Annotated in this window: 19 protein-coding genes; 5 read left to right on the top strand and 14 right to left on the bottom strand. The window is 63.7% G+C overall.

Features of this window, described 5'->3' with window-relative positions:
• Positions 1-72: 72 nt before the first annotated feature.
• From polX to PTE31013_RS17335, 4 genes are all read right to left on the bottom strand, one after another.
• Entirely contained in the window at positions 73-1,863 is a 1,791-nt protein-coding gene (gene polX / locus PTE31013_RS17355) for a DNA polymerase/3'-5' exonuclease PolX (protein WP_246174661.1), read from the bottom strand.
• A gap of 233 nt (positions 1,864-2,096) precedes the next feature.
• Entirely contained in the window at positions 2,097-2,744 is a 648-nt protein-coding gene (locus PTE31013_RS17345; protein ID WP_150614020.1) for a response regulator, read from the bottom strand.
• 916 nt (positions 2,745-3,660) lie between these two features.
• Positions 3,661-4,089, bottom strand: coding sequence for an Hsp20/alpha crystallin family protein (locus PTE31013_RS17340; RefSeq protein WP_150614019.1), 429 nt, complete (start codon positions 4,087-4,089; stop codon positions 3,661-3,663).
• Between the two features lie 125 nt (positions 4,090-4,214).
• The gene (locus PTE31013_RS17335; protein WP_174978612.1) at positions 4,215-5,453 is read right to left on the bottom strand and encodes an MgtC/SapB family protein; all 1,239 of its coding nucleotides are present in this window, start codon (positions 5,451-5,453) and stop codon (positions 4,215-4,217) included.
• A 179-nt stretch (positions 5,454-5,632) separates the two neighbouring features.
• On the opposite strand from PTE31013_RS17335, the gene PTE31013_RS17330 reads away from it, so the two are divergent.
• On the top strand, positions 5,633-6,592 hold the full coding sequence (locus tag PTE31013_RS17330) for a universal stress protein (RefSeq protein ID WP_150614017.1): 960 nt from the start codon (positions 5,633-5,635) through the stop codon (positions 6,590-6,592).
• A gap of 32 nt (positions 6,593-6,624) precedes the next feature.
• Here the strand turns inward: PTE31013_RS17330 and PTE31013_RS24840 are convergent, their stop codons facing one another.
• The 3 genes from PTE31013_RS24840 to PTE31013_RS17315 all read right to left on the bottom strand — a co-directional run bounded on the left by PTE31013_RS24840 (position 6,625) and on the right by PTE31013_RS17315 (position 8,324).
• Positions 6,625-7,086: a universal stress protein gene (locus PTE31013_RS24840; protein ID WP_174978611.1), complete on the bottom strand. Its 462-nt coding sequence runs from the start codon at positions 7,084-7,086 to the stop codon at positions 6,625-6,627.
• 44 nt (positions 7,087-7,130) lie between these two features.
• The gene (locus PTE31013_RS17320; RefSeq protein WP_150614015.1) at positions 7,131-7,604 is read right to left on the bottom strand and encodes a pyridoxamine 5'-phosphate oxidase family protein; all 474 of its coding nucleotides are present in this window, start codon (positions 7,602-7,604) and stop codon (positions 7,131-7,133) included.
• 66 nt (positions 7,605-7,670) lie between these two features.
• Positions 7,671-8,324: a BON domain-containing protein gene (locus PTE31013_RS17315; protein ID WP_150614014.1), complete on the bottom strand. Its 654-nt coding sequence runs from the start codon at positions 8,322-8,324 to the stop codon at positions 7,671-7,673.
• 312 nt (positions 8,325-8,636) lie between these two features.
• On the opposite strand from PTE31013_RS17315, the gene PTE31013_RS17310 reads away from it, so the two are divergent.
• Positions 8,637-9,464 carry a universal stress protein gene (locus PTE31013_RS17310; RefSeq protein WP_174978610.1) on the top strand — a complete coding sequence of 276 codons (828 nt, stop codon included), beginning with the start codon at positions 8,637-8,639 and terminating at the stop codon, positions 9,462-9,464.
• Positions 9,465-9,524: 60 nt separating this feature from the next.
• Here PTE31013_RS17310 and PTE31013_RS17305 read toward each other — a convergent pair whose 3' ends face one another.
• From PTE31013_RS17305 to PTE31013_RS17295, 3 genes are all read right to left on the bottom strand, one after another.
• Positions 9,525-10,796 carry an NRAMP family divalent metal transporter gene (locus tag PTE31013_RS17305; protein WP_150614143.1) on the bottom strand — a complete coding sequence of 424 codons (1,272 nt, stop codon included), beginning with the start codon at positions 10,794-10,796 and terminating at the stop codon, positions 9,525-9,527.
• 116 nt (positions 10,797-10,912) lie between these two features.
• A complete protein-coding gene (locus tag PTE31013_RS17300) occupies positions 10,913-11,950 on the bottom strand; it encodes an Acg family FMN-binding oxidoreductase (protein WP_150614012.1) in 1,038 nt (345 codons plus the stop codon).
• Positions 11,951-12,248: 298 nt separating this feature from the next.
• Complete coding sequence (locus PTE31013_RS17295) at positions 12,249-12,800, bottom strand: hypothetical protein (protein WP_150614011.1); 552 nt, start codon at positions 12,798-12,800, stop codon at positions 12,249-12,251.
• A 421-nt stretch (positions 12,801-13,221) separates the two neighbouring features.
• On the opposite strand from PTE31013_RS17295, the gene PTE31013_RS17290 reads away from it, so the two are divergent.
• Both PTE31013_RS17290 and PTE31013_RS17285 read left to right on the top strand, forming a co-directional pair.
• Positions 13,222-14,826: a thymidine phosphorylase family protein gene (locus PTE31013_RS17290; RefSeq protein ID WP_150614010.1), complete on the top strand. Its 1,605-nt coding sequence runs from the start codon at positions 13,222-13,224 to the stop codon at positions 14,824-14,826.
• The gene (locus tag PTE31013_RS17285; RefSeq protein ID WP_150614009.1) at positions 14,823-15,731 is read left to right on the top strand and encodes a ribose-phosphate diphosphokinase; all 909 of its coding nucleotides are present in this window, start codon (positions 14,823-14,825) and stop codon (positions 15,729-15,731) included. The genes PTE31013_RS17290 and PTE31013_RS17285 overlap by 4 nt, the downstream gene beginning before the upstream one ends.
• Before the next feature lie 50 nt (positions 15,732-15,781).
• Here PTE31013_RS17285 and PTE31013_RS17280 read toward each other — a convergent pair whose 3' ends face one another.
• Together PTE31013_RS17280 and PTE31013_RS17275 are read right to left on the bottom strand one after the other, a co-directional pair.
• Complete coding sequence (locus PTE31013_RS17280; RefSeq protein WP_150614008.1) at positions 15,782-16,816, bottom strand: zinc-dependent alcohol dehydrogenase family protein; 1,035 nt, start codon at positions 16,814-16,816, stop codon at positions 15,782-15,784.
• A gap of 24 nt (positions 16,817-16,840) precedes the next feature.
• Entirely contained in the window at positions 16,841-17,683 is an 843-nt protein-coding gene (locus PTE31013_RS17275; protein ID WP_150614007.1) for a universal stress protein, read from the bottom strand.
• A 233-nt stretch (positions 17,684-17,916) separates the two neighbouring features.
• Between PTE31013_RS17275 and PTE31013_RS17270 the strand changes: the two genes are divergently transcribed.
• A complete protein-coding gene (locus tag PTE31013_RS17270) occupies positions 17,917-19,902 on the top strand; it encodes a PAS domain-containing sensor histidine kinase (protein ID WP_174978608.1) in 1,986 nt (661 codons plus the stop codon).
• Positions 19,903-19,908: 6 nt separating this feature from the next.
• On the opposite strand, the gene PTE31013_RS17265 is transcribed toward PTE31013_RS17270, so the two are convergent.
• Together PTE31013_RS17265 and PTE31013_RS17260 are read right to left on the bottom strand one after the other, a co-directional pair.
• Complete coding sequence (locus PTE31013_RS17265; protein ID WP_150614005.1) at positions 19,909-20,901, bottom strand: zinc-dependent alcohol dehydrogenase family protein; 993 nt, start codon at positions 20,899-20,901, stop codon at positions 19,909-19,911.
• A gap of 27 nt (positions 20,902-20,928) precedes the next feature.
• A complete protein-coding gene (locus PTE31013_RS17260) occupies positions 20,929-21,846 on the bottom strand; it encodes a helix-turn-helix domain-containing protein (RefSeq protein WP_246174657.1) in 918 nt (305 codons plus the stop codon).
• Positions 21,847-21,848: the final 2 nt, after the last annotated feature.

The raw sequence follows: 21,848 nt of genomic DNA, 5'->3' as shown, positions 1-21,848 counted from the left end.
TGTTCGTGTGCGGGGATTTCAGGGATGCGGCAGCCATGATGGCTTGTCACGAGCCTCAGGCGCTTCGGTCCACTACATCGTCTTCTTGAGCATTGCGCGCAGGCGGGAAAGCGTCCGGGTGTTAAGGACGTCCGCGGCTTCGAGCCAGCCGCGTCTGGCCTGCGTGAGAGCCCATCTCAGATTCCGGAAGTCGGCCGTCCGGTGGGCATCGGATGCGATGCTCACCGGCACACCGCTCGCCTTTGCCAGCCGGCAGCCGGTGTCCCAGAGATCCAGCCGGCGGGGCTGTCCGTTGGCCTCGACGAAGGCGCCGCGCTCGGCAAGCGCCTGGAAAACGCGCGCGGTGTCGAACCGGCAAGCCTCGCGCTCGCCGATCAAGCGGGCAAAGGGATGCGCGAGGATACTGAAGTGCGGATGGTCGATCGCACGCAGCAGACGCGCAGTCTGCTTGTCGGCAGGCAGATCGAAATGGCTGTGGATCGCGCCCACGACCAGATCGAGACGGCCAAGCACCGTGTCGGGAAGATCGAGCGATCCGTCCTCGAGAATGTCGACTTCGATGCCCTTGAGAATTGTCGGCAATCCGCCCTTGGCATTCAGCGCGTCGATGGCGTCCGACTGCGCGGCGAGTCGGCTGGCGTTCAGCCCGTGGGTGATGCCCAGGTGGGGAGAGTGATCCGTGATGGCCAGGTACCGCAGGCCCTGGCGACCGGCTGCCATGACCATGGCTTCGAGGCTGTCGACGCCATCGCTCTCGTTCGTGTGGACGTGAAGATCGCCCCGGATCTCGCGGGCTTCGACAAGGTGCGGCAACGTGTCGTCGCGCGCCGCATCGAGTTCCCCCGTGTCCTCTCGCAGTTCGGGCGTAATCCATGGCAAGCCGAGCGCTTCGTAGACTGACGCCTCGTCGCGGCCTGCGATCTTGCGCCCTTGCCGAAACACGCCATACTCGTTCATTTTCAGCCCGCGTGCCTGCGCCATCTTGCGAAGCGCCACGTTGTGGGCCTTCGAACCGGTCAGATACACCAGCGCCGCGCCATAGCTCGACGCGGGCACCACCCGCAGGTCGACCTGCATGTCGTTCAGAAGCACCGTACTCGCCCGCGTGCTCCCGGCCGAGATCACCGATCGGGTCTGCCCGTAGGTCAGAAAGGCGTGAATGACGGTTTGCGGCCGACCCGATGCCACGGCAATATCCAGGTCTCCCACCGTATCCCTTCCCCGCCGGTAGCTGCCCGCGACCGCCAGAGCCTGTGCGGCGCCGGTCTCCCGGAGATGTGCCATGAGAGGCTCGACCGCGCGCATCGCGATATCCAGGCTGAAGCGGCGATGCCGGTCGAGCCTGGCCTGCACGGCGTCAAGCAGGCGCTGTTCCGTGCGAGGCCCGAATCCGGGCAACGTACCGATGCGATGTTCGCGGGCAGCGGTCGCCAGGTCCTCCATCGTATGCACGTTCAGGTCGTGCTCGAGCCGATGCACACGGCGCGGCCCCAGCCCCGGCAAGCTGAGCAGCATTTGAATCTGCCCGGGGGTTTCGCTGCGCAGGCGCGTCAGCAGTTCGCTCCCCCCAGTCTCGACGATTTCGCGCATTCTCCCGGCGAGGTCGGTGCCGATGCCCGGCAGTGTGGCAAGGTCGATCCCGCGCGCCAGCATCGCACCGACGTCCTCGGACAACGCGCCGATCGACCTTGCCGCATTGCGATAGGCCCGGACCCTGAACGGATTCGCGTTTTCGACGTCGAGAAGATCGGCAATCTCGTCAAAGATCGCGACGATCCTCTCATTGGTCGCGCCCGCCCGCGGACCGGCAGCAACGGCGATCTCCTTCGCGCGGGTGTCAGGTTTGTCTGAGGGCTCTTTCACGCCTTGGCTCCGGCACACACGGGACGCGACGCGCAGGACGACCGATATTGCGCGGGCGATGCGTGGACAATTAGCCGGTCGCTCTCCCGGTTTCAGCGCGGCGGATGGATTCTTGTTTCTGGAAAACGTATTACGTTGTTGAACCGCGAAGCCCTTGGCGCGTGCTGACGCCGCCCCTACGAAAGGACGTCGAACGTACGACGGATCGCTATCCGGCGCCGGACATGCGAGCGTTACAGGTTGTCGCCATCGTCGAAAAGATGGTGGCGCAGCGCGTAGCGTACCAGTTGCACTTCATTGGGCATCTGCATCTTCTCCATGAGACGCATCTTGTAGGTGCTGACGGTCTTGGGGCTGACACAGAGCGCATCGGCGATGGTGGTGAGCAGTTCGCCACGAACCAGGCGACGATAGACTTCCAGTTCTCGGTTGGACAGGCGGCGATGCGGCACGTCGTCGCTATTTCCCAGAAAGCTCGACGCCAGCTTGCCTGCGATCGACTGGCTGACGTAGGTGCCGCCCACGGCTACGTGATTGATGGCCGTGACCAGTTCGTCAGCCGCGCTTTCCTTGGTCAGGTATCCCGCCGCGCCGGCCTGGAAAGCGCGCACGATGTATTGCTCCTCCGAGTGCATCGTGAGCACCAGTATGCGCAATGCCGGATGGGATTCTCGCAGTAGCCGGATCAGTTCCAGGCCACTTCGTCCCGGCATGGACAGGTCGAGCAGCAACACGTTGGGAGCACAATCGTTGACTATCAACGGGATTGCAGCACCGTCCGCGGCCTCACCGACGACATCAAACTTTCCCGCACCCTCTAGAATGTGTTTCAATCCGTCGCGCACTACGGCGTGATCGTCCGCGATCATGACACGCGTCATGCCTTGCCTCCGAGTTTGAGAGCAGCATCGTTCTTTGATGCCACCCAGCAGAGCCATTGATTCGGGTACGCGCGACACCGGAAAAACGGTGGCAGGTCGCGGACGAGCCGCGTCGGTCCGGTCTGGAGCCATTCAGTGACCCGCGCAACAACAACGCAGCGGCGATCACTGAGCGCAAGCCGCTGCTCGGGATGGCGGCTGATCAGCGGTGTCACAGCGCCCTTTCGATCCGAACGTGATCTCCTTTCACTAAAGCGCATTTCTCTCAATATTCAAGAAGTATTTCCCTCGTGAACCGGCGACCCTATCCGCCAAAGAGATGAGAGGAATCCTTCCAAACGCTGGATGGGCCGAATGCGCGCCCGCGCAACGCTTCATCGACGCGGCGGCGTGACGTGTTGACTTGGGTCATGGCGTACCAGCCCGCGCAAGCCTATAACTTCCGAATACCGAAGTGCCCGTCAATCCCGCCGGATCGCGCTGGCGATCCCCAGTGCTCATGAGGTTCCCATGTCTACGCTGCAACAATATTACAAGGCATTCGTTATCGAGGCTCACGCGCAACTTGTCGGTTGCGGAGGTTATGCCATACCGAGCCACGATCGGCGCTACTTGCCAGTGGCCATCGTGCGCGGTGCGACGGTAAGGAACGGTTGCAATCGGTCCGATGACGCACCGTCTGAAGGCGTCGTGATCCAGATTACCTTGAATGAGCGGCTGGACTCGGACCCATATCGCGCACTGCGATGCGCGGTCGATTATGCGTGTCAGGTCATCGACGGGCTGCGGCCACCCGAATTTGCCGATATGCCGCGTGGCGTCGCGTCCATCCCGCTTCCGCAAACGCTGCACTAACGCTTGAATTCGTCCGCCGGGAGGATGCCCGGGCGGCACCCTCCCCTATCGCCGAGGCGGCTTACTGAATGGTCAACTCGCGCTGGCCGGCATCGGCCAGCTTCGGCAGCACCAGTTCCAGCACACCGTCGCGATAATTCGCCTGTGCCTTTTCCTTGTCGACCGCCTGTGAGAGCGAGAAGCTGCGATACATATCGCCCTCATACCGTTCGCGGTGCACAAAGCTGCCGTTGTCCTTCTTTTCGGTCGTGTTGCTGACGTGCGCGCTGATGGACACTTGGTTGCCATCGAGTGCCACCTTGATGTTTTCCTTGCTCAGGCCGGGCATATCGGCACGCACCGTAAATTGCTTGTCGTCTTCCTCGACATCGAGTTTGATCTGCATGCGCTTCGAACTCTCCAGCGCGAGCGGACGCCAGAACGCGTTACGAATGAGGTTCTCGAATGGTTCGTCGAAATTCAAGGGATCGAATCGGGTGAGGTTTGCCATGACTGACTCCGTGGGATGAGGGGCGCGGCGCGCCCAGGGGGCTGCGATCCATGTCGCACGTTGTCTAATCTAGAACGCGCTGGCGCCGGCGAATTGACTGACGTCAAGAGAAACCTTGGCGCCGGTCATGGTATCGACGGCGCGAAGAGATAAGCAAGCCAGATCGCGGCGACCACCAGCGCGATGCCCGGAACGACGAGTTTAGCGAAGCGTGGCCCCCCGGACACCAGCGCCGCAATCCCTTTGACGACGGCGTTCGTCGAGGCGCCCGCCAATATCGGAAGGCCAGCATCCGCAACACTCAGCCTGCCCTGTGCGGCCAGCGAGGCCGTGCTGGCCGCGACGGAATGGGCGTCGGCCAGGCCGCCCACCATGGCGACCGCCAGTAAGCCCGACTTCCCGAACCAATGCGAGAGCGCCCCCGAGGCGAGCATGACGGCGGACACACTCAGGGTCAGCACCAGGGCGGATTTCAAATCGATGGCGGTCCCGATGTGCACCGTTTGCGGCGCGGCGCACCGGCTCGCGCGCCAAAGTGCCCAAAGCCCGTATGACAGGGCGGCAACGGCACCTGCACCGAGAGGCAATGCAAGGTGAATCAGCACGGTCGGAAAGATCGTCCCGATCACGATGGCCAACTGCACCATGGTCGAAATGCTGGAGAGCACGGCCCCCGCCGCGGCGGGCAGCAACAACGCCGGGTTTTGCCTGGCCTGCGTGCCCATCGTGCTGATGGTGGCGATGCTGGACGCGAACCCGGACACCAGCCCCGTGACCGGAAATCCCGCACTCGGCCCGAGTGCGCGTTGCGCAAAGTGGCCAATCACGGCGATGGAGAGCATGACGACCGTAAAGCGCCATATCGTGGACGGATTGACCGACTGGAAGACATCGATAGGCCGATTCGGCAAAATTGGCAGAATCACGAGGGCGGCCACCGCGAGCAGCAGGACATCCTGTAATTCGGCGTCCGTCACAACGCGCGTCACCAGGCGATGCAAGCGAAACCGTACCTGCATCACGCTCGCGACGGCCACGGCGATGGCGACCGTCAAGGTGGGGTTGTGTTGCGCCATCGCGCCGAGCAGCAGTGTCAGGATCAGCGAAACCTCGGTCGTGATCCCCGGGTCATTGTGTGGGCGTAGGTAGGCCGCAATCAGCACGGCGCTGAGCGCCAGCACCACGGCCGCCAAGAGCCAAATGCCCCCCAACGCCATTGCTGTCGCGCCCAGGACGGCCGTCAGGGCAAACGTCCGGATGCCCGCCGCCGCACGCTCATGGGTCGCGCCCTTACGCCGCTCGCGTTCGGCACCGATAAGCAGGCCGATCGCCAGTGCGGTCGCATACGGCATAATTTCGAGCATAGCTTCGGTCATCGCGCGCCCGTTCATAACGCTCAGTGCACGGTATAGCATAAGTGATAGAGAGCGTCGGCGGCGCGTCGTGGCGCGCAACGTTGATCGAGCGCAACGCCACGGCCCGTGTTCCCGCTATGCTATAAACCATTCATCGACCAGGATCGCCCTGTCCGGCGACTTCGACCATGGAACCCGTCTCCCAACTACTGTCGCCACACGGCTTTCCCAAGCCATTCCGGCGGATCCTCGTTGCCGTCGATCCCAGCGGCGCGTCGCTGAACGCCATTCCGTACACCGCGCACTTTTGTTCGCCAGACACGCAAGTGCTGGTATTGGGATTCTTCGAGGATCCAGAGGCGTACCTGACACCGCACTCGCGAACGAAGGCCGATGTCAGCGCAGCGTTCGACGAACTCCGGCGCGACGAACTCGTCGCGCTGGAGGGCGCACAGGCCAACCTGCAGCGTACCGGCGCACAGGTGCACAAGCGTCTGCTGGGGCCTGCGCTGGGCAATCGCGAAATCTCGGCGGGCATTGCCCGCGTGGCCGAGGAATGGAATGCCGATCTGGTCGTTGTCGGTGCCGAACCCGCCGCCGGCATAGCCACCCTGCTGACCACCAAGGTTTCGGCTGCGCTGGCCGAGCACACGCACCGCTCCATTCTCATGATTCCCAGGAAAGCGACCGAATCGTCGTTGCACCACGCGCGCCGGATCCTGTTTGCCGTCGACGGTAGCGAGGCGTCGCTGCACGCCGTGCGCGTGGGGATGCAAGTCGCCCCGCCGCATTCCAACCTGCTGGCCCTTTACGTCGAGGATCGAGGCGTAGACGTGTCAGAACTGAAGAAATCCCTTCTTTCGTCGGCGCCCGACGTTCCTCGGGCCGCAAACGCGCTCAAACATGCCATGGCGATCATGACCGAACTGGGCGCCAAGGGCGAAATCGAGAGCCGTGTGTCGCACACGCGTCTGACGGAAGACGTGGCCGCCGCCCTCCTGCGGGAATCGCAGGAATGGGATGCGGATCTCGTGGTCGTGGGTGCGCAGGATCGTCATGGGTTGTTCTCGTGGTTCAACGGTCACGAGAACGAACGGGTTGCGCGCGTGATCGATCGCCCGCTGCTGGTCGTCAATCAGGCCGGCTGACCGTCACCAGGCGGTCGGTGATCAGGCGCGCGCTACGGACGCGGCAACTTCACGATGAGAACGGGCCGGTCGGCGTGCTGAAGCATGCGATTGGCCTCGCTCCCGAGCGCGACGCGCGCGAGGCCCCGGTGGCCGTGCGAGCCGGTAACCACGAGGTCCGCATCAACGCGCCGGGCCTCCGTCAGCACCCGATCGGCAATGTGCATATGGCTGTCCATCAAGGGCAGTGTCGCGAAATCGGCCGCCACGCCCTCACGTGCCAGGATGTCCAATGCCGCTTCCCGAACCGCCATCGTCTCGGCATTGAGCGCATTCTGCATGTCGGCGACCGACGGCAGCACCGCAGCCATCAAGGGGAAATAGAGCGCCGGGTCGACTTCGACGTAAGCGACGCGAAGGCTCGCGCCTAGCGCCTTGGCGAGCCGGGCGGCATGGGTCAAGGCGGTTTCCGAAGGTGGGCTGGCATCGAACGCCACCAGAATGTTGCGGTACATGATCCCTTCCCCTTTTTGCGATGACTCAGCCGGCGAGGCCGCCACTAGTCGCAGCGACGTTTCGATGGGACGGTAACGATATCGGCATGGCCGAACCCGCGGCTGTAGTCCAGCACCTGAATCGCCCAGCATTCGAGCTTCACGATGGTGGATCGGTTTGATCCGTGTTCGGGAACACGGGTCCATGCGTCCGGAAAACGCTCGTCTAGCAGTCGCATCGCCAGTAGACGCTCGGCCGATTCGTCCGGCAGGATTTCGGCAAACGCGTGAGCCGACAGCGCCTTGATGTCCGGCCATCCGACATAGGGCTTGTAAAGACAGAACGAGACTTGCGCGGCGCGCTCGATGTTCCCCATCTTGCGGCTATCGCGCCCGGTGGCGAAATAGATGTCGAGCCCGTGATGGACGAAACAAACGACATCGGACTGCGTGTTCCCGTCCGCCATGAGCGTCGCGAGCGACAACTCCCGGCACGCGTCCAGCACGTCCAGGATGACGGCCTCCAGGTCTGCGTTCATCAGGCTTCTCCTGCGTCTATCGTGTTCGCGTTACGAGCGTCGCGCCGTGGACATCGCCGGACACGCTTATTCGACTGTCAGCCGATCCACGACGGCACATACGCCGTGTGTGGTCATCGCGGCGCCCCGAATGGCTTCCTTTTCCGCGAGCGAATGCACGGTGCCGGTCAGCAGCACTTCGCCATTGCCCAATACCGAGATGTCGAGGTGGCGCACTTCACGCTGGGCCTGACGCGCCAGCGCGGCGGCGATATGTCCGGCGATTTCCGTGCGATGCGGGCCGCTGAGCACCTTGATGTCATTGATGACGCCCTTGACGCCACGCAGCGTCCGGACGGCGCTCTCCGCCAACACGCGCTGCGTGTAGGTCTCGACGTCGCCCGCGAGGGTGACCCAGCCGTTCTCGACCTTCACGTGCATGCCGTCGTCCGGGAGGCCGGCGTGCCACTTCAATACGGCAAGCGCCGCTCTCGCAATGTCGGTATCCGTATGGCGGTCCTTCGACATGGGAACGACTTCCAGTCCGATGACAATCGCCCGGGCCCCCGCGACCTTGGCCGCGACACGCTCGGCCTCGCACTTTTCAAAGAAACTCGCGACGTCTCCTGAGAGCGTGACGATGCCGTCGCGCACCTCGACGCCAATTTCACTCGCGTGGATGTTGGTGTCGCGCGCGAGTTCGTCCATCACGTCGCGTTGCAGTTGCGCATCTGTCTTCATGGGGAAACTCCGTGCCGTGAAATCGATGGCGCCATCGCAAACGTCGCTGACGCTTGCCGGGGATCGCGCCGGGTTATTTCAGATTAACGCCTTGCCGTGCGCTTTGCCGGCTTCTCTCGACCGCGCTTGACCGACGTCAACTTCGCGCAGGGAACGCGCGCCGCATGCAAGGCGTGCGACCTTGATTCGCATCAACCCGATCGCGGGAATCCTGCCCCCAATGGATTTGCCGCGTTATAACAAATCATGCCTGTGCGGCATTCCGCCCTATCGCAGGCGAATGCGCGGGTCACCCATGCGAGGAGGAAAGAAATGAGCTTACGGAGAATTTGTGTCCATGTGGACGACACCGCGACGAGCGCCGCACGCCTACGCTTCAGCGGGCTGCTCGCCCGCCAGCATGATGCCAGTCTCGCCGGACTCTATCTGCCCCATCGGCCAGGCACTGTGCATGCCGGCCAACGTGAATCGTCCGGAGATCACCACCGAACGGAGGCGCGCTCACAGGAGGCTTTGCACGCGGCAGAGAAGCTGTTCCAGGAAATCTGTGCGGAACACGATATTGTCGGCGACTGGCATGCCCCGTTCGGCGCGCCAACGACGATCCTGTCCAATTTTGCCAAGGCCACCGATCTTTGCATCGTCGGCCAGCCCGACGCGCCGGGTGGTGTCGCCGCACTGGGTGTGGATGGTCTCGGAGAGGTCATCGTCTCGGCGGGCGTACCCGTGCTTGGACTCCCGCACAACGTAACCCTGCCGCAGGAAATCCGACGGATCGTGATTGCGTGGAACGGCTCGCGCGAGGCGCGACGTGCTGTCGGTGACGCGTGGCAACTGCTCGGGCGTGCCCAGGACATCTTCGTGGTGGGCATCAACCGCTCGCCGGCAGGCGACGACCCGTCACTTGCCGAGATTGTGCAACTGTTGGAGAAGCACGGGCTGCGCGCGAAGCCCGTGGCGATCCGGCAGGATACCGAAGCCAGCGATGGCGTTCAGTTGTTGACCGTGACCGAGGAGTACGACGCGGACTTGCTGGTCATGGGTGCCTACGGGCATGGTCCGACGCGCGAACTGGTCTTCGGCGGCGCAACGCGCACGATCCTCAAGCACATGTCCACGCCGGTGCTGCTGTCGCACTGACGCAATCCGGCCCCGCAGTCGCCGGCGCGTTCGCGACTGCGGGGCGCCGTCGCGTTCTTGCTATATCAGCAGCATGGCCACGGCGGCGGCCCCCATCACCGCTGCGGCGATCCATCCCAACGCGAGGATGGGCCAGCTTGCCGTGAATTGGCCCATCACCGATTTTCTCGCTGCCAGCAGCAGAACCACGATCATCAGCGGCACGGCCACGACTCCGTTGATGACGGCGCTCCAGAACAACGCCTTCATCGGGCTGATCGGCGAATACTGAATGCCGGTGGCGGCGAGCATGCTGATCGTGATGATGCCGTAGAAGCCGTGCGCCGCGCTCGGCGTGCGCTCGAGCCCCTCGTTCCAGTGCATGGCCTCCGCCATGGCATAGGCGCCGGACCCGGCCAGCACCGGCACACCGATCAGGCCCACGCTGACGATTCCGACGCTGAACAGGACGCACGCCAGGTTCCCCGCCAGCGGCCGCAACGCACTGGCCGCCTGCGCCGCCGTTTCGATGCTCCGGATGCCACTCGCATGAAGCGTCACGGCGGTCGCCAGGATGACGAAATAGGCTGTGATGTCCGAATAGAACATCCCTGTCCAGGTGTCCCATCCGATTCGCCGAAGCTCGCCGCGGGCGGCAACGTTATCGTCCTTGAGCGGTCGCGCAGCGGGGTTCCTTCCCATTTCCTCGACTTCCTCCGACGTTTGCCAGAAGAAGAGATAGGGGCTGATGGTCGTGCCGAACACGCCGACGATGACGGCAGCGCTCGCCGAATCGATTCTCAGCTCGGGCCACAGCGTGCGCAGCGCGACGGTTCGCCACGGCACGTGCACCGTCAGCAGAACGGCGGCGTAGGCGAGCAGCGACACGGTCAACCACTTGAGGAAGACAACGTAGCGGTGATACGGCACAAAGACCTGCAGGAGCAGCGAGCCGAGCGCAAAGCCAATGGTCATCCAATGCCGATCGATGCCGCTGGTCAGCTCCGCCACCTCGCCCATCGCGGCCAGATCGGCGGCAATATTGAGCGTATTGGCAAGAAGGAGCAGGATGACCACGCCCCGCAGGACGATCGGCGGAAACGCCGTTTCGATATTGGCGGCAAGGCCCTTGCCCGTGACACGGCCGATGCGCGCACAGATCAACTGCATGGCTGCCATCAACGGGAATGCGAGCGGCATGGCCCATAGCATGTTGAAACCATACTGCGCGCCCGCCTGGGTGTAGGTGACGACACCGCTCGGGTCGTCGTCCGCAACGCCTGTGATGAGTCCGGGACCCACGTGCCCGAGCGGATGTTCGCTCAGCTGTTTGCGCAGCCCCTGAAGCAGCATTGGCGAGCGCTCACCCTGCTCTCCCTGTGTTTCCAGCCCCATTTCCGCCCTCGCGACTCAAGACGCCTTGTGCGCAAACGCTTGGTTCGCGCTCGTGATTTCCGGCAACGTCGCGCTTACGAAATGACCGCTTCGAGCGCGCGCCGTGGCGCATGTACCTGCGAAGGGCCGCGGCCCACGCGCAGCAGGACCTGTGGCGAGTCCCCGCTGCCCGTCATCGCGCCGACGGCGGGGCGCAATGTCTCGACTTCAATGGGCTGGTTGAGGAACGACGCATCGAACCCCTGCGCCGTGAGCGTGAGCAACACTCGCTGCATGGCCTGCCCGGCGAGCAACCAATTTTCAGGGTCGTCCGAGCGCGTTGCCAGGCAGATGAGCAAGGGCGAACCCTCCACGAGACGACGATGGCTCGCCGCCAAACCGCCGCCGACGTCAAATGTGCGCACGACAGTCGCCAGAATCGGCGACGCGAAGTCGAGCAGGCTCGCGGCACTGGCCGAGTAGCTCGCCATGCCGTCATCGCGCCGCGACGCATTGATCCACAACGCCAGTTCGCGGCGAAAGCGTGGATCCCCCAACTGGATCCGATCCGCCTGATCGATCAGGTCGGCCAAGCGCAAGCGTTCGGCGTCGTTCGCGGTCGGGGCGAGTTGCACGCCTTCCGCTTCGGCCGCCGCCTGCAACGACGCGATCGTCGCCGGCGGCACGGGCGCCGGGTCGAAGGCCTGACGATTGGTCACGCGATTCGGGATGGCGGCAAACAGCGCCGCAATCTGCCCGTCCACGAAGCCCTCGTCCGAGATTTGCACACTGGCGAGCACGTCCGGCTCGGCGCTCGACGGCATGATCCGGATGACATACGGGCAACCGAAGTGGCTCAGGGCGACGCGCAGGTTGAACAATGCCGCCCCGCAACTGATGGTCAATTCGCGATCGTAGGTGTCACTGACCGGCAGTGCGCGGGTGCGGTCTGCGCACAACAGAACCGTATCGTCGCTGATGACGAAGCGCCACGGCTGCGTGTTGTGCGTCGAGGGCGCGAGAATGGCGTATCGGAGGCAGAACGTCAGCCGTTCGGCGGCCGTCGCGGTCCGGGCAAAGACCTGGTCGTCAACGGCCCACGCTTGCAGCAAGTTGTCCTTGGATCGGGGCACGAAAGCCTCCTTCGGTCTGTGGGCCACGACGCGCGCTCGATGAGCTAGCGTATTGCCTGAAGTCTGATACAAGGGGCGCGATCGCGCATTGACGAACGTCAATGGGCGGTAGCGCCGCCCGCACGGCCCCCGGGCTTATCCGCGGAAGATGTCTAACGGCTCGATTCGCAACGCTTCGAGTCTTCGAGCGAAAGCCATCGGATGGCGAGCGTTGAGGCTCGAATCGAAAGTCGTATTCACCTTCCACGGCTCGACGCCCCCGTCGATTGACATGCCAACGGTGACGATGGGCCTCTGCCTAGCCTCGGTTGGCGTTAGGCGGCGACGTCGCAGGTTTCGCCCGCGCAGCCCTGTCGATGCCGTCTTGCGAGGCGACAATCCTTTGCCCTGCGCTCTGATTGAGCTGATCCGGGAGTGAGCCGAACGCGCTCAGCGCCGTTTTGGTCAGTTCACCCCACGCGGTCCACCAATTGGCGGGGTTTTGCCCATCCGTCGTGTCGGCCGACGCCTCGGAAAGCAGGTGTTGCCATGCCTTCTGCGCCGCAGAGTACTGTTCGGCCCAGACCGTGGGCCCACGGGCACTCATTTTCACCAATCCTTGCCAGATCAGGTTCTGCATGGCCAATTGACGGTTCATGAAGGCGAGCTGGCTATTGAAGAGCGCACTGACATCCGGCGCGTGTTCGAGGGCGTTGGTGAGTTCCCTGTCCGCCTCGAGAAGACCTTCGTCGGCCTTGAGCTGCATTTGCCGCAGACATTGCACGTTTTCGACCCAATTCCTGTGAGCGTCGAGGGCCGCAAACATCTGCGCCTTGCATACGCCCAGGGGGGAAATCAGTTCTTTGGACATCATCGCGCCTCCCGAATGGATTGCGGAGTCCACGACCCGACCGCAATAAGCAAAAAAATCGCCCGCCGAAGCGGGCAGAAACCCAACTTGCCTGCGCTCGAAACGGGGCCGTATTCGAACACAAGTGCCGGACGACCGGCATGATCGGGTGTCGCTTGCGTCGCTTGTAGCAGAACCGGCGATGTCTTCACGATAGTCCGCCACCGCGGGCCAGGCCTTGACATATCTCAACGTCGGCCGATGCGTTGTCCACGGGAAACCGGCGGGGATGTGCCGTTTGATGCACGTCAACGTCTCGCCGGAGACCCGCCGTGTACCGCGACAACCGGCGTACGCTGGGAAGCGACGGCACTATTGGAATGGACTCTGAATCCGCGCTGACGGGACGCGCCTCCGTCGCGCTCTGCAAGGAACACGCACTGTGTCAGACGATATCGAGAAGTCTCCGGACGTTCAGGCCTTCGGTCGCCCCAACCGTCGCGCGTCGTCGCCAGGCGACGCTGATGCGAATGCGGACCTCCCGCTCACAGGGCGTCGGCTGCGCGCGCGCCGGGTGCAAATCGACACGTTGCGCGAAGCCGTCGCCTACCTCCGACGCGACAGCCTGATCTGCCGCTCGGAAGGTTTCGCGGCGCAGACGCGTCTGCTGCTCGAATACCGCGAGGCGAGCGTCGTGGCGACGCTACAGACCGTGACGGGCGACTGGGTGGAACTCGACGAGATCGGTTTGAGTGAAGCCGCCCTGGCCGCGCTCGATGTGACCGAGGGCGAATGGGTTCGTGTGCGCCACATGCCGCCGATCGAGTCCTTTCGCCATGTGCGAGGCCGAATGTTCGGCGAAGCGTTTACGCCCGCGGCACTCGATGAAGTCATTGGCGATATTGCCGCCGGTCGCTATTCGTCGATCCACATCTCGTCATTTCTGACGGCATGCACCGGTAACCGGCTGTCGGACGACGAGATCATTGCCCTCACGCGTGCGATGGTGGCCACAGGCGAGACGCTGCATTGGCAGGCGGACTGCATCGTCGACAAGCACAGCATTGGGGGCCTGCCCGGCAATCGCACGACACCGATCGTGGTTGCGATCGTGACGTCGCAAGGGCTGATCATGCCGAAAACGTCCTCGCGCGCGATCACGTCGCCAGCCGGCACCGCCGACACCATGGAAACGCTGGCCCCGGTCGATCTGCGGGCCGACGAGATGCGTCGGGTCGTGGACGCCGTGGGGGGCTGCATCGTCTTCGGCGGCGCAGCGGGACTTAGCCCGGCCGACGACATCCTGATCCAGGTGGAGCGCCCGCTCGATCTGGACAGCGAAGCGCAGATGATGGCGTCCATCCTGTCGAAGAAACTGGCCGCCGGTGCCACGCACGTGCTGATCGACGTGCCGGTCGGGCTAACCGCCAAGATTCGGTCCCAATACGCCAGCACCCTGTTTTCCGAGCGATTGCGCACGATTGGCCGAGCGCTCGGGCTTGAGGTTTCGACCTACGTCTGTGCGGGCGACCAACCGGTCGGCCGCGGTATCGGCCCCAGCCTGGAAGCGCGAGACGTCCTGTCCGTGCTGCAAAATCGCAGCAACGCCCCGACCGATCTCGCGGACAAGAGCGTGGATATCGCAGGAAGACTCCTGGAAATGGGCGGCAAGGCGCTACCGGGCGAAGGTCAGGCATGCGCGCGCCGCATACTGTCCGGCGAGCTCGCCTGGCGGCAGTTCCAGAGAATCTGCGAGGCCCAGGGCGGCATGCGCGAGCCATTGGTCGGGCGGCATAGCAAAGCAGTGACGGCGCGCCACAGCGGCGTGGTCACCGCCGTCGACAATCGCCATCTGGCGCGGGTCGCGAAGCTGGCGGGCGCGCCGGCCGCGCAGAGGGCGGGCGTTGTCTTCGAAGCCCCGATCGGAACGCACGTAGTGTCCAGACAACCGCTGTTTACCATCTATGCGGAAAGTGCGGGAGAACTCGACTACGCTTACGAGTACGCCTGCCGCTTTCCGGCCATCGTCGCCGTGGGGGAATCATGAAGGATGTCGTGGTCTATTCATTGCCCGGGAATGAGCCCGTGACACGATCGCTGGCCCATGCACTCGCTTGTCCGGTTCAGCGCCTGGATATCCATCGCTTTCCCGATGGCGAACAACGGGTGGCGCTCGAAGGACCACTGAGCGGGAAATCGGCCGTCATTGTCGGTGAACTGCACCGCCCTGACGCCAAGATTCTGCCGCTGATTTTCGCGGCCGACACGGCGCGAGACCTTGGCGCGCGATGCGTCGTGCTCGTGGCACCGTACCTATGTTATCTGCGTCAGGACGCGAGGTTTCGTCCGGGCGAATCCGTGTCCGCCTACAGTTTTGGCCGACTGCTCAGCGCGCACATCGACGGCCTGGTGACGATCGAACCGCACTTGCATCGACTGCCATCACTCTGCGCAGCCTATGCCGTTCCCGTGCGCTCACCCCATGCCGTCGTCGCCACGGCCGAGTGGATCTCGGCCAATGTGCCGAATCCGCTTATCGTGGGGCCGGACGACGAAAGTGAAGCGTGGGTGGCGCAAATCGGTGAGCGCATCGGCGCGCCGTCGATCGTCGCGCACAAGACCCGCGAGGCCGATGCCAAGGTCAGCGTCCAGTTGCAGGTGCCATCGGCGTTTGCAAAACGTACGGCGGTGATCGTCGACGACATCCTGGCGAGCGGGCAAACCATGCTGGCCACCGTCAAGGCGCTGGTCCGCGCTGGCTTCGGCGACCCGGTCTGCATCGCCATTCACGGACTGTTCGACGGCATCAGTGTCGACGATCTCATCGCGGCTGGCGCCAGCCGGGTTGTGACCGCCAACACGGTGCCGCACGCCTCCAATGCCATCGACGTGACGCCGGCGCTGGCAGAGGCGGTGCGCGACCTGCTAGATACGCTTCCGGAAAGTCCGTGAGCGGCGGTGGCAGGCGGACGAGACGTCCGCACTGCCGCGCACCGCGGGCCTTACGGCGAGATGATGACTTTTAACGCATGCGTGTTCGCGGCGTCGCCAAACGTGCGGTAGGCGTCAAGAATGTCGGCAAGCGAGAAATGGTGGGTGATCAGCACGCTGGGCGAAAGACGTCCCGATTGCACGGTCTTGAGCAACATGGGCGTCGCCGCCGTGTCGACCAACCGGGTCGTGATGCTGATGTTCCTGTCCCACAGCGACTCGAGGTGTAAATCGACCTTGCGACCGTGCACCCCGACATTCGCGATGACGCCCCCCGCCGCGACGATGGCTTCGCAAAACTCGAACGTCGCGGGCACCCCGACGGCCTCGATGGCCGTGTCGACGCCGCGTCCACCGGTCAGGTGCCGGATGGTCTCCTCTGCGTCCTTCCCGGGCGGCAGCACCGTCGTGGCACCGAGTCGCGTCGCCACTTCCAGCCGCGAGGCATCGGGATCCACGACGATCAACTGTGCCGGCGTGAAGAACTGCGCGGTCAACAATGCCGCCAGTCCGATCGGGCCCGCACCGACAATCGCGACACTGTCGCCCGGCTTGACCTTGCCGTTCAGCACGCCGCACTCGAATCCCGTCGGCAGAATATCGCTCAACATGACCAGGGCATCGTCATCGACGCCGGCCGGCGCAGGATAAAGACTGGTATCGGCATGCGGCGTCCGGACATATTCGGCTTGCGTGCCATCGATCCGATTGCCAAGAATCCAGCCCCCCGCCGCGCAGTGCGAATACATGCCGCGCCGGCAAGCCTCACACTTTCCGCACGATGAGATGCAGGAAATCAGCACGCGGTCGCCCGGCTTGAAAGCGGTCACGGCCGCGCCGGTCTGAACGACATCGCCCACGCCCTCATGTCCCAGGATTCGCCCGGGCGCCACCGTCGGAACATCACCCTTGAGAATATGCAGATCCGTTCCGCAGATCGTCGTCTTCCGAACACGCACGATGGCGTCCGTGGGCGCGATCACTTCCGGGACGGGCCTGTCTTCCAGCGCAATCTGCTGTGGACCGTGAAACACCAATGCTTTCATCTCCGAACTCCGTATCGTGTGGCGTCAGTGCGACATCAGCACTGGTACCGTCATGGTTTCGAGCAGCGTGCGGGTTACCCCGCCGAGTACCCATTCCTGCATCCGCGAGTGTCCGTAGCCCCCCATCACGATGAGGTCGATGTTCGTGTCGGCCGCACGGGAGAGAAGGTCCTCGCCCACGGCAACGTCGTTGGCGCCGCGTTCGGGCGTGACGCGCACGTTGACACCATGACGGGCAAAGAACGTGGCGATGTCGAGCCCTGGGATCGGCCCCAGGACGTCCGGCTGATTCCCTCGGCTGACGTGCATCACATGAACCGTCTTCGCCGCCTGCAGGAATGGCATGGCGTCGGTCGCGGCGCGCGCCGCTTCTCGGCCACCGTCCCAGGCGAGCAGAATGTTATTGAATGCACGCGGCACCTTGCCCGCATAAGGCAAAATCAGGACAGGCCGGCCACCGGCGAGCACGACCGACTCGACGAATCCCATCGCCGGTAGCGTTTCAGGGTCGCGTTGGTCTTCTTGTCCGACGATGACCAGATCGGCGTAGCGCGCATGGGTTCGCATCTCGCCATTCGTGTCATATTGCGGCGTCAGCCATTCCGGGCTGACCGCTTGACGGCGGCAGATCTCCATGAACATCTGCTCCGCCTCGTCGAGACGTTTGGCTTCGCTCTGCGGCGATGACGGCGGCGGCACCCCCATGCCGCCAGTATCGGTGACATCGGCAAATATCGGCATGTGGAACGGCAGGTAGATGCCCGTCAGGTGGGCAGGTAGCCGACAGGCGAAATCCACGGCAAGCTCGACGCGTGCGCGGCATTGCTTACTGTTGTCGACGTGTACAAGCAGTGTCCGGTAGGTCATGGTGTCTCTCCTGTGGGGCAATTACTTTGTACTCTAGTGCGGCCCTGGGCCACCGCCGTTGACGCGGATCAAGGGCAGACTTGGCAGCGACGCGGCGCCTGTGTCCCTCGTCCGGCGTCTCGCGCTCGGCTTGTGCGATGCGTGACGGAGTGGCCAGGCTGGGAAAATTGCGCCGACAGTGATACAAAGACGGAATGCTCGGCACAAGAACCGATGGGATAGGGGCAACGTACATGGCGAAGTTGACGTTTCGCGGTGCAATACAATCGCTTTCGCGGGGGGGCGACGGCATTATCCTCACCCTGCTGTGTTCGATCTGCCTCGCGCTTGCGACGTGGAATTGGCTCGCCGTGCGCACGACCCTGCACAGCAACGTCGACGCGCGATTCGACTTGCGTACGACGGCGGCGACAGACAAGCTCGCCATTGCCCTGTCCGTATACCGCGACACATTGCATAGCGCGCTGGATCGCCTGGCAATAACGCCCCATCCCGACGAGAAGGCTTGGGGAGCGTATGCACAAAATATGCGACTGGCGGAGCGATTACCGGGCCTGGTGACCTTTGCCCGATGCGAGCGTACGGGCGACACGATCGCGAGAATCGCCGCCTATTCGGTTGGCAACGAAGTCCTGCTCGGGCCGAGCGGATCACTGGTAATGCCAAGCGGCACAACAACAACGGGGCGCGCCTTCACGCTCACCTCGCCGTCGACGGGCCGCGCCTATTTCGTGTTCCTGTCCGATACCAGCCGGCCGTCGATATGCGCCTACGCCGTCGCTGACATTGACGCGCTCGTGCACGTTGCGATCGGGCCGCTCCTGCATGACATTACGCTGACGGTGAATATGCCGGACAGTTCTGGCCAGTCCATTCTCGTCTTTGACAGCCTGTATCCGCGGGCGCCAGGCGAACCTCGACCATCAGTCGATTACCGATCGAGTGCGCGTTTGCCCTACGCGGATAAGCCGGCGCTCCTTCTCAGGTACACGGCGTCCGACGAATTTGCCGCCCTGCGCGGCGCCGGCGTGGCCAACTGGACCTTCGGGTTGGGGTTGGGCATGACGGTGGTGACGATGCTCGCATGTCTCCTTGCCTTGCTGGCGAGACGTCACGGGCGCGGGCTCAGTGAGCGCGATGCGCCCGAAAAGCGTCGATCCGAAAGCCGTCTTTTCAGCGTGATCCAGTCCGTGCGCGAGGCTATTGTGACCATCGACGCTCAGCAACGGATCCAGATCTTCAACCCCACAGCCGAAAGCGTCTTCCGATGCAGCGCCATGGAAGCGATCGGTGAGCCGCTCGCCAGATTCATCCCGGAACGGTTTCGGGATGCGCATTATCAACACATCGAGCGTTTTGGCATGACCGGCGTATCGGAGCGATTGATGGGCCGTGGCAGGCCGCTCTGGGGTTTGCGCTCGGATGGCGAGGAGTTTCCGATGGAAGCGTCGATCTCGCAAAGCGCCGACGCGGACGGCAAGTTTTATACGGTGGTGCTGCGTGACGTGACTGAGCAGCGACAAATTGCGAACGCGCTGCAAACGTCGCGAAGCGAACTCGAAAAGCTCAACGCGCGCCTCGAAGCGGTTCGCGAAGAAGAAAAGCTGCGGGTCGCGCGCGAATTGCACGACGACTTGGGTCAACGGCTCACCGCGCTGAAAATGGACACTGCCCTGCTCAAGCGAGCGTTGGGCGACCAGACGAGTGTGAGCGGTGACGTCAGACGAATCGAGCAATCGATCGACGGGATGGTCGCCGCAGTGCGTCAAATGGCCGCCGATCTGCGCCCGCCGATGCTCGATGACCTTGGGCTCGGCCCGGCGATCGAGTGGTACGCCCGGGACTTTACACGGCGATACGGTGTCGCGGTCGACTTTACCGAAGCGCACAGTCTGCCCCCGATTCCCGCGCCGGTGGCGACGGCGTTGTTCCGCATCGTTCAGGAGGCCCTCAATAACGTGGCGAAACACGCCAGGGCGACGTCCGTCACGATCGAACTGTCATGCGACCGCGAATGCCGGCTGCGCATTTCCGATAACGGCCGTGGCCTGCCACCCACACGCCCGAAGCCGGATTCGCTTGGCTTTATCAGCATGCGCGAGCGGGCGCGCTTGCTGGGGGGGGCGCTGGAAGTCCGCAGCCCATCCGAAGGCGGGACGGTCGTCTCCGCCGTGATTCCCATGGAGACACAGGCACCCGCCGACTTGCCCGGCGCCTGACGCCGACTATGGCGCTCGAACCTGGAGCACCGCGGCACCAGAAAAAGCACCTCGACGCAGGTCGCTCAAGGCCACGTTCGCCTGCTCGAGCGGGTAGGCTTTCGTCGTGACGTGTAACGGGATGCGTTCGGCGAGCGCCAAAAACGCCAGTCCGTCGTCTCTCGTCAGATTGGCCACCGATCTGACCTGCCGTTCGCCCCAGATCAGCCGGTAGGGAAACGCGGGGATATCGCTCATGTGAATGCCAGCGCACACGACAATGCCACCCCGATCCACGGCGGCAAGCGCTTTCGGGACAAGATCGCCCACCGGGGCGAAGAGGATCGCCGCATCCAGACACGTTGGTGCTGGCGCGTCGCTGGCACCGGCCCAGCGCGCCCCGTTTGCCAAGGCAAAGGCCATGGCCGCGTCGTCGCCGGGGCGCGTGAAGGCATAGATTTCCCGCGATTGGGCATGCGCGATCTGGGCAATCAGATGGGCGGCGGCACCGAAGCCGTACAGGCCGATTCGTCGCGCAGCGCCGACCATGCCGAGCGAGCGATAGCCGATCAGGCCGGCACACAGCAGCGGCGCGGCCGTGGCGTCGTCGTAGCGTTCGGGCAACTTGAAGGTGAAACGGGCCTCGGCAACGGCGTATTCCGCATAACCCCCGTTAAGCGTATAGCCGGTAAAACGTGCCGTCTCGCATAGGTTTTCCCGATGACTCAGGCAAAACCGACAACTGCCGCAAGTGGCACCGAGCCATGGCACGCCGACCCGGTCCCCGACGACCAGTTCGCGAACGTCCGCCCCCAGCGCCGCCACTGTCCCGACGATCTCGTGTCCCGGGATGATGGCGTCGGGCACGTCGGGCAGGTCGCCGTCCATGACGTGCAGGTCGGTCCGGCACACGCCGCATACGCTCACGCGTACCAGGACCTGAGTGGGACCTGGGACAGGGATCGGGATATCCACCAGCGTTAGCGTGCCGCTTCTTTTCGACAGTTGCATCGCCCGCATGCTGGCCTCCTGGGAGACGGGGTGCGGCTAGTGCGAAAGGGCCGCCATCTCGCCCAGGCGTTTGGTATCGAGCAGCGTGATTTCGCGTTGCCGGACGCGCAGCGCGTTCTGTGCCTGCATGCGAGAGAGCATACGGCTCACCGTTTCCAACTGCAGGCCCAGATAGCTGCCGATCTCCTCGCGCGTCATGCGCAGCAGGAAGGAGCTGGGGGAATACCCGCGCGCGGCGAGTCGCGCCGAGACATCCAGCAAGAAGCTGGCCAGCCGGGCTTCACCGCGGGTCGTTCCCAAGCGCAGCAATTGGTTTTGCTCTCGCACAATCCCTGCCGCGATCAACCGATGCATTTGGCGCATGATCGTTGGCACTTGTCCGGCAACCGCTTCCAGTTCCGCAAACTTGATCGCGCAAACCTGGCTATCCTCCAGCGCCACCGCTTCCGAGACATGCCGGCCGTTGGCGATGGCCCCCAGCCCAAGCAACTCGCCGCCCAGCATGTACCCGGTGACTTGCTCCCTGCCGTCCGGATGCATGATGACGGTTTTGAACGAACCCGCACGCACGGCGTACAGGTGGTCGAACGGATCGCCGGGTCGAAACAGCACCTCGGCCCGGCGAACGGTACGTCGCACCCGGGTCACACCGTCCAGACCGCGTGCGGACGCATCCGAAAGCCCCTCCGGCAGGCAAAGCTGGCGCAGAACACAAGTGCTGCACCGGGGCAAACCGTCACCGGTATCGTTGAAAGCCCGATGCACGCGGATGGCATGCACATCGGCCTCGGGGGCGGAATCTAGCGAACGGAAGGAAGCGTACATGGTGGACTCCGGCAAGTTGGCCTCGTCAATCGACGCCTTCAGTATCGGAGATGGGCACCGGAAATAAAATAAGCGGCTGACGCGATCTTTTGTCAGCCGTGGCGGCACTGTGTAGGCGAAGGCTGACACGA

Origin of the sequence: Pandoraea terrigena (assembly GCF_902459705.1) — a bacterium.
GTDB lineage: Bacteria > Pseudomonadota > Gammaproteobacteria > Burkholderiales > Burkholderiaceae > Pandoraea > Pandoraea terrigena.
The sequence above is the reverse complement of the archived record's forward strand: the minus strand, read 5'-3'. Positions and strand labels throughout refer to the sequence as shown.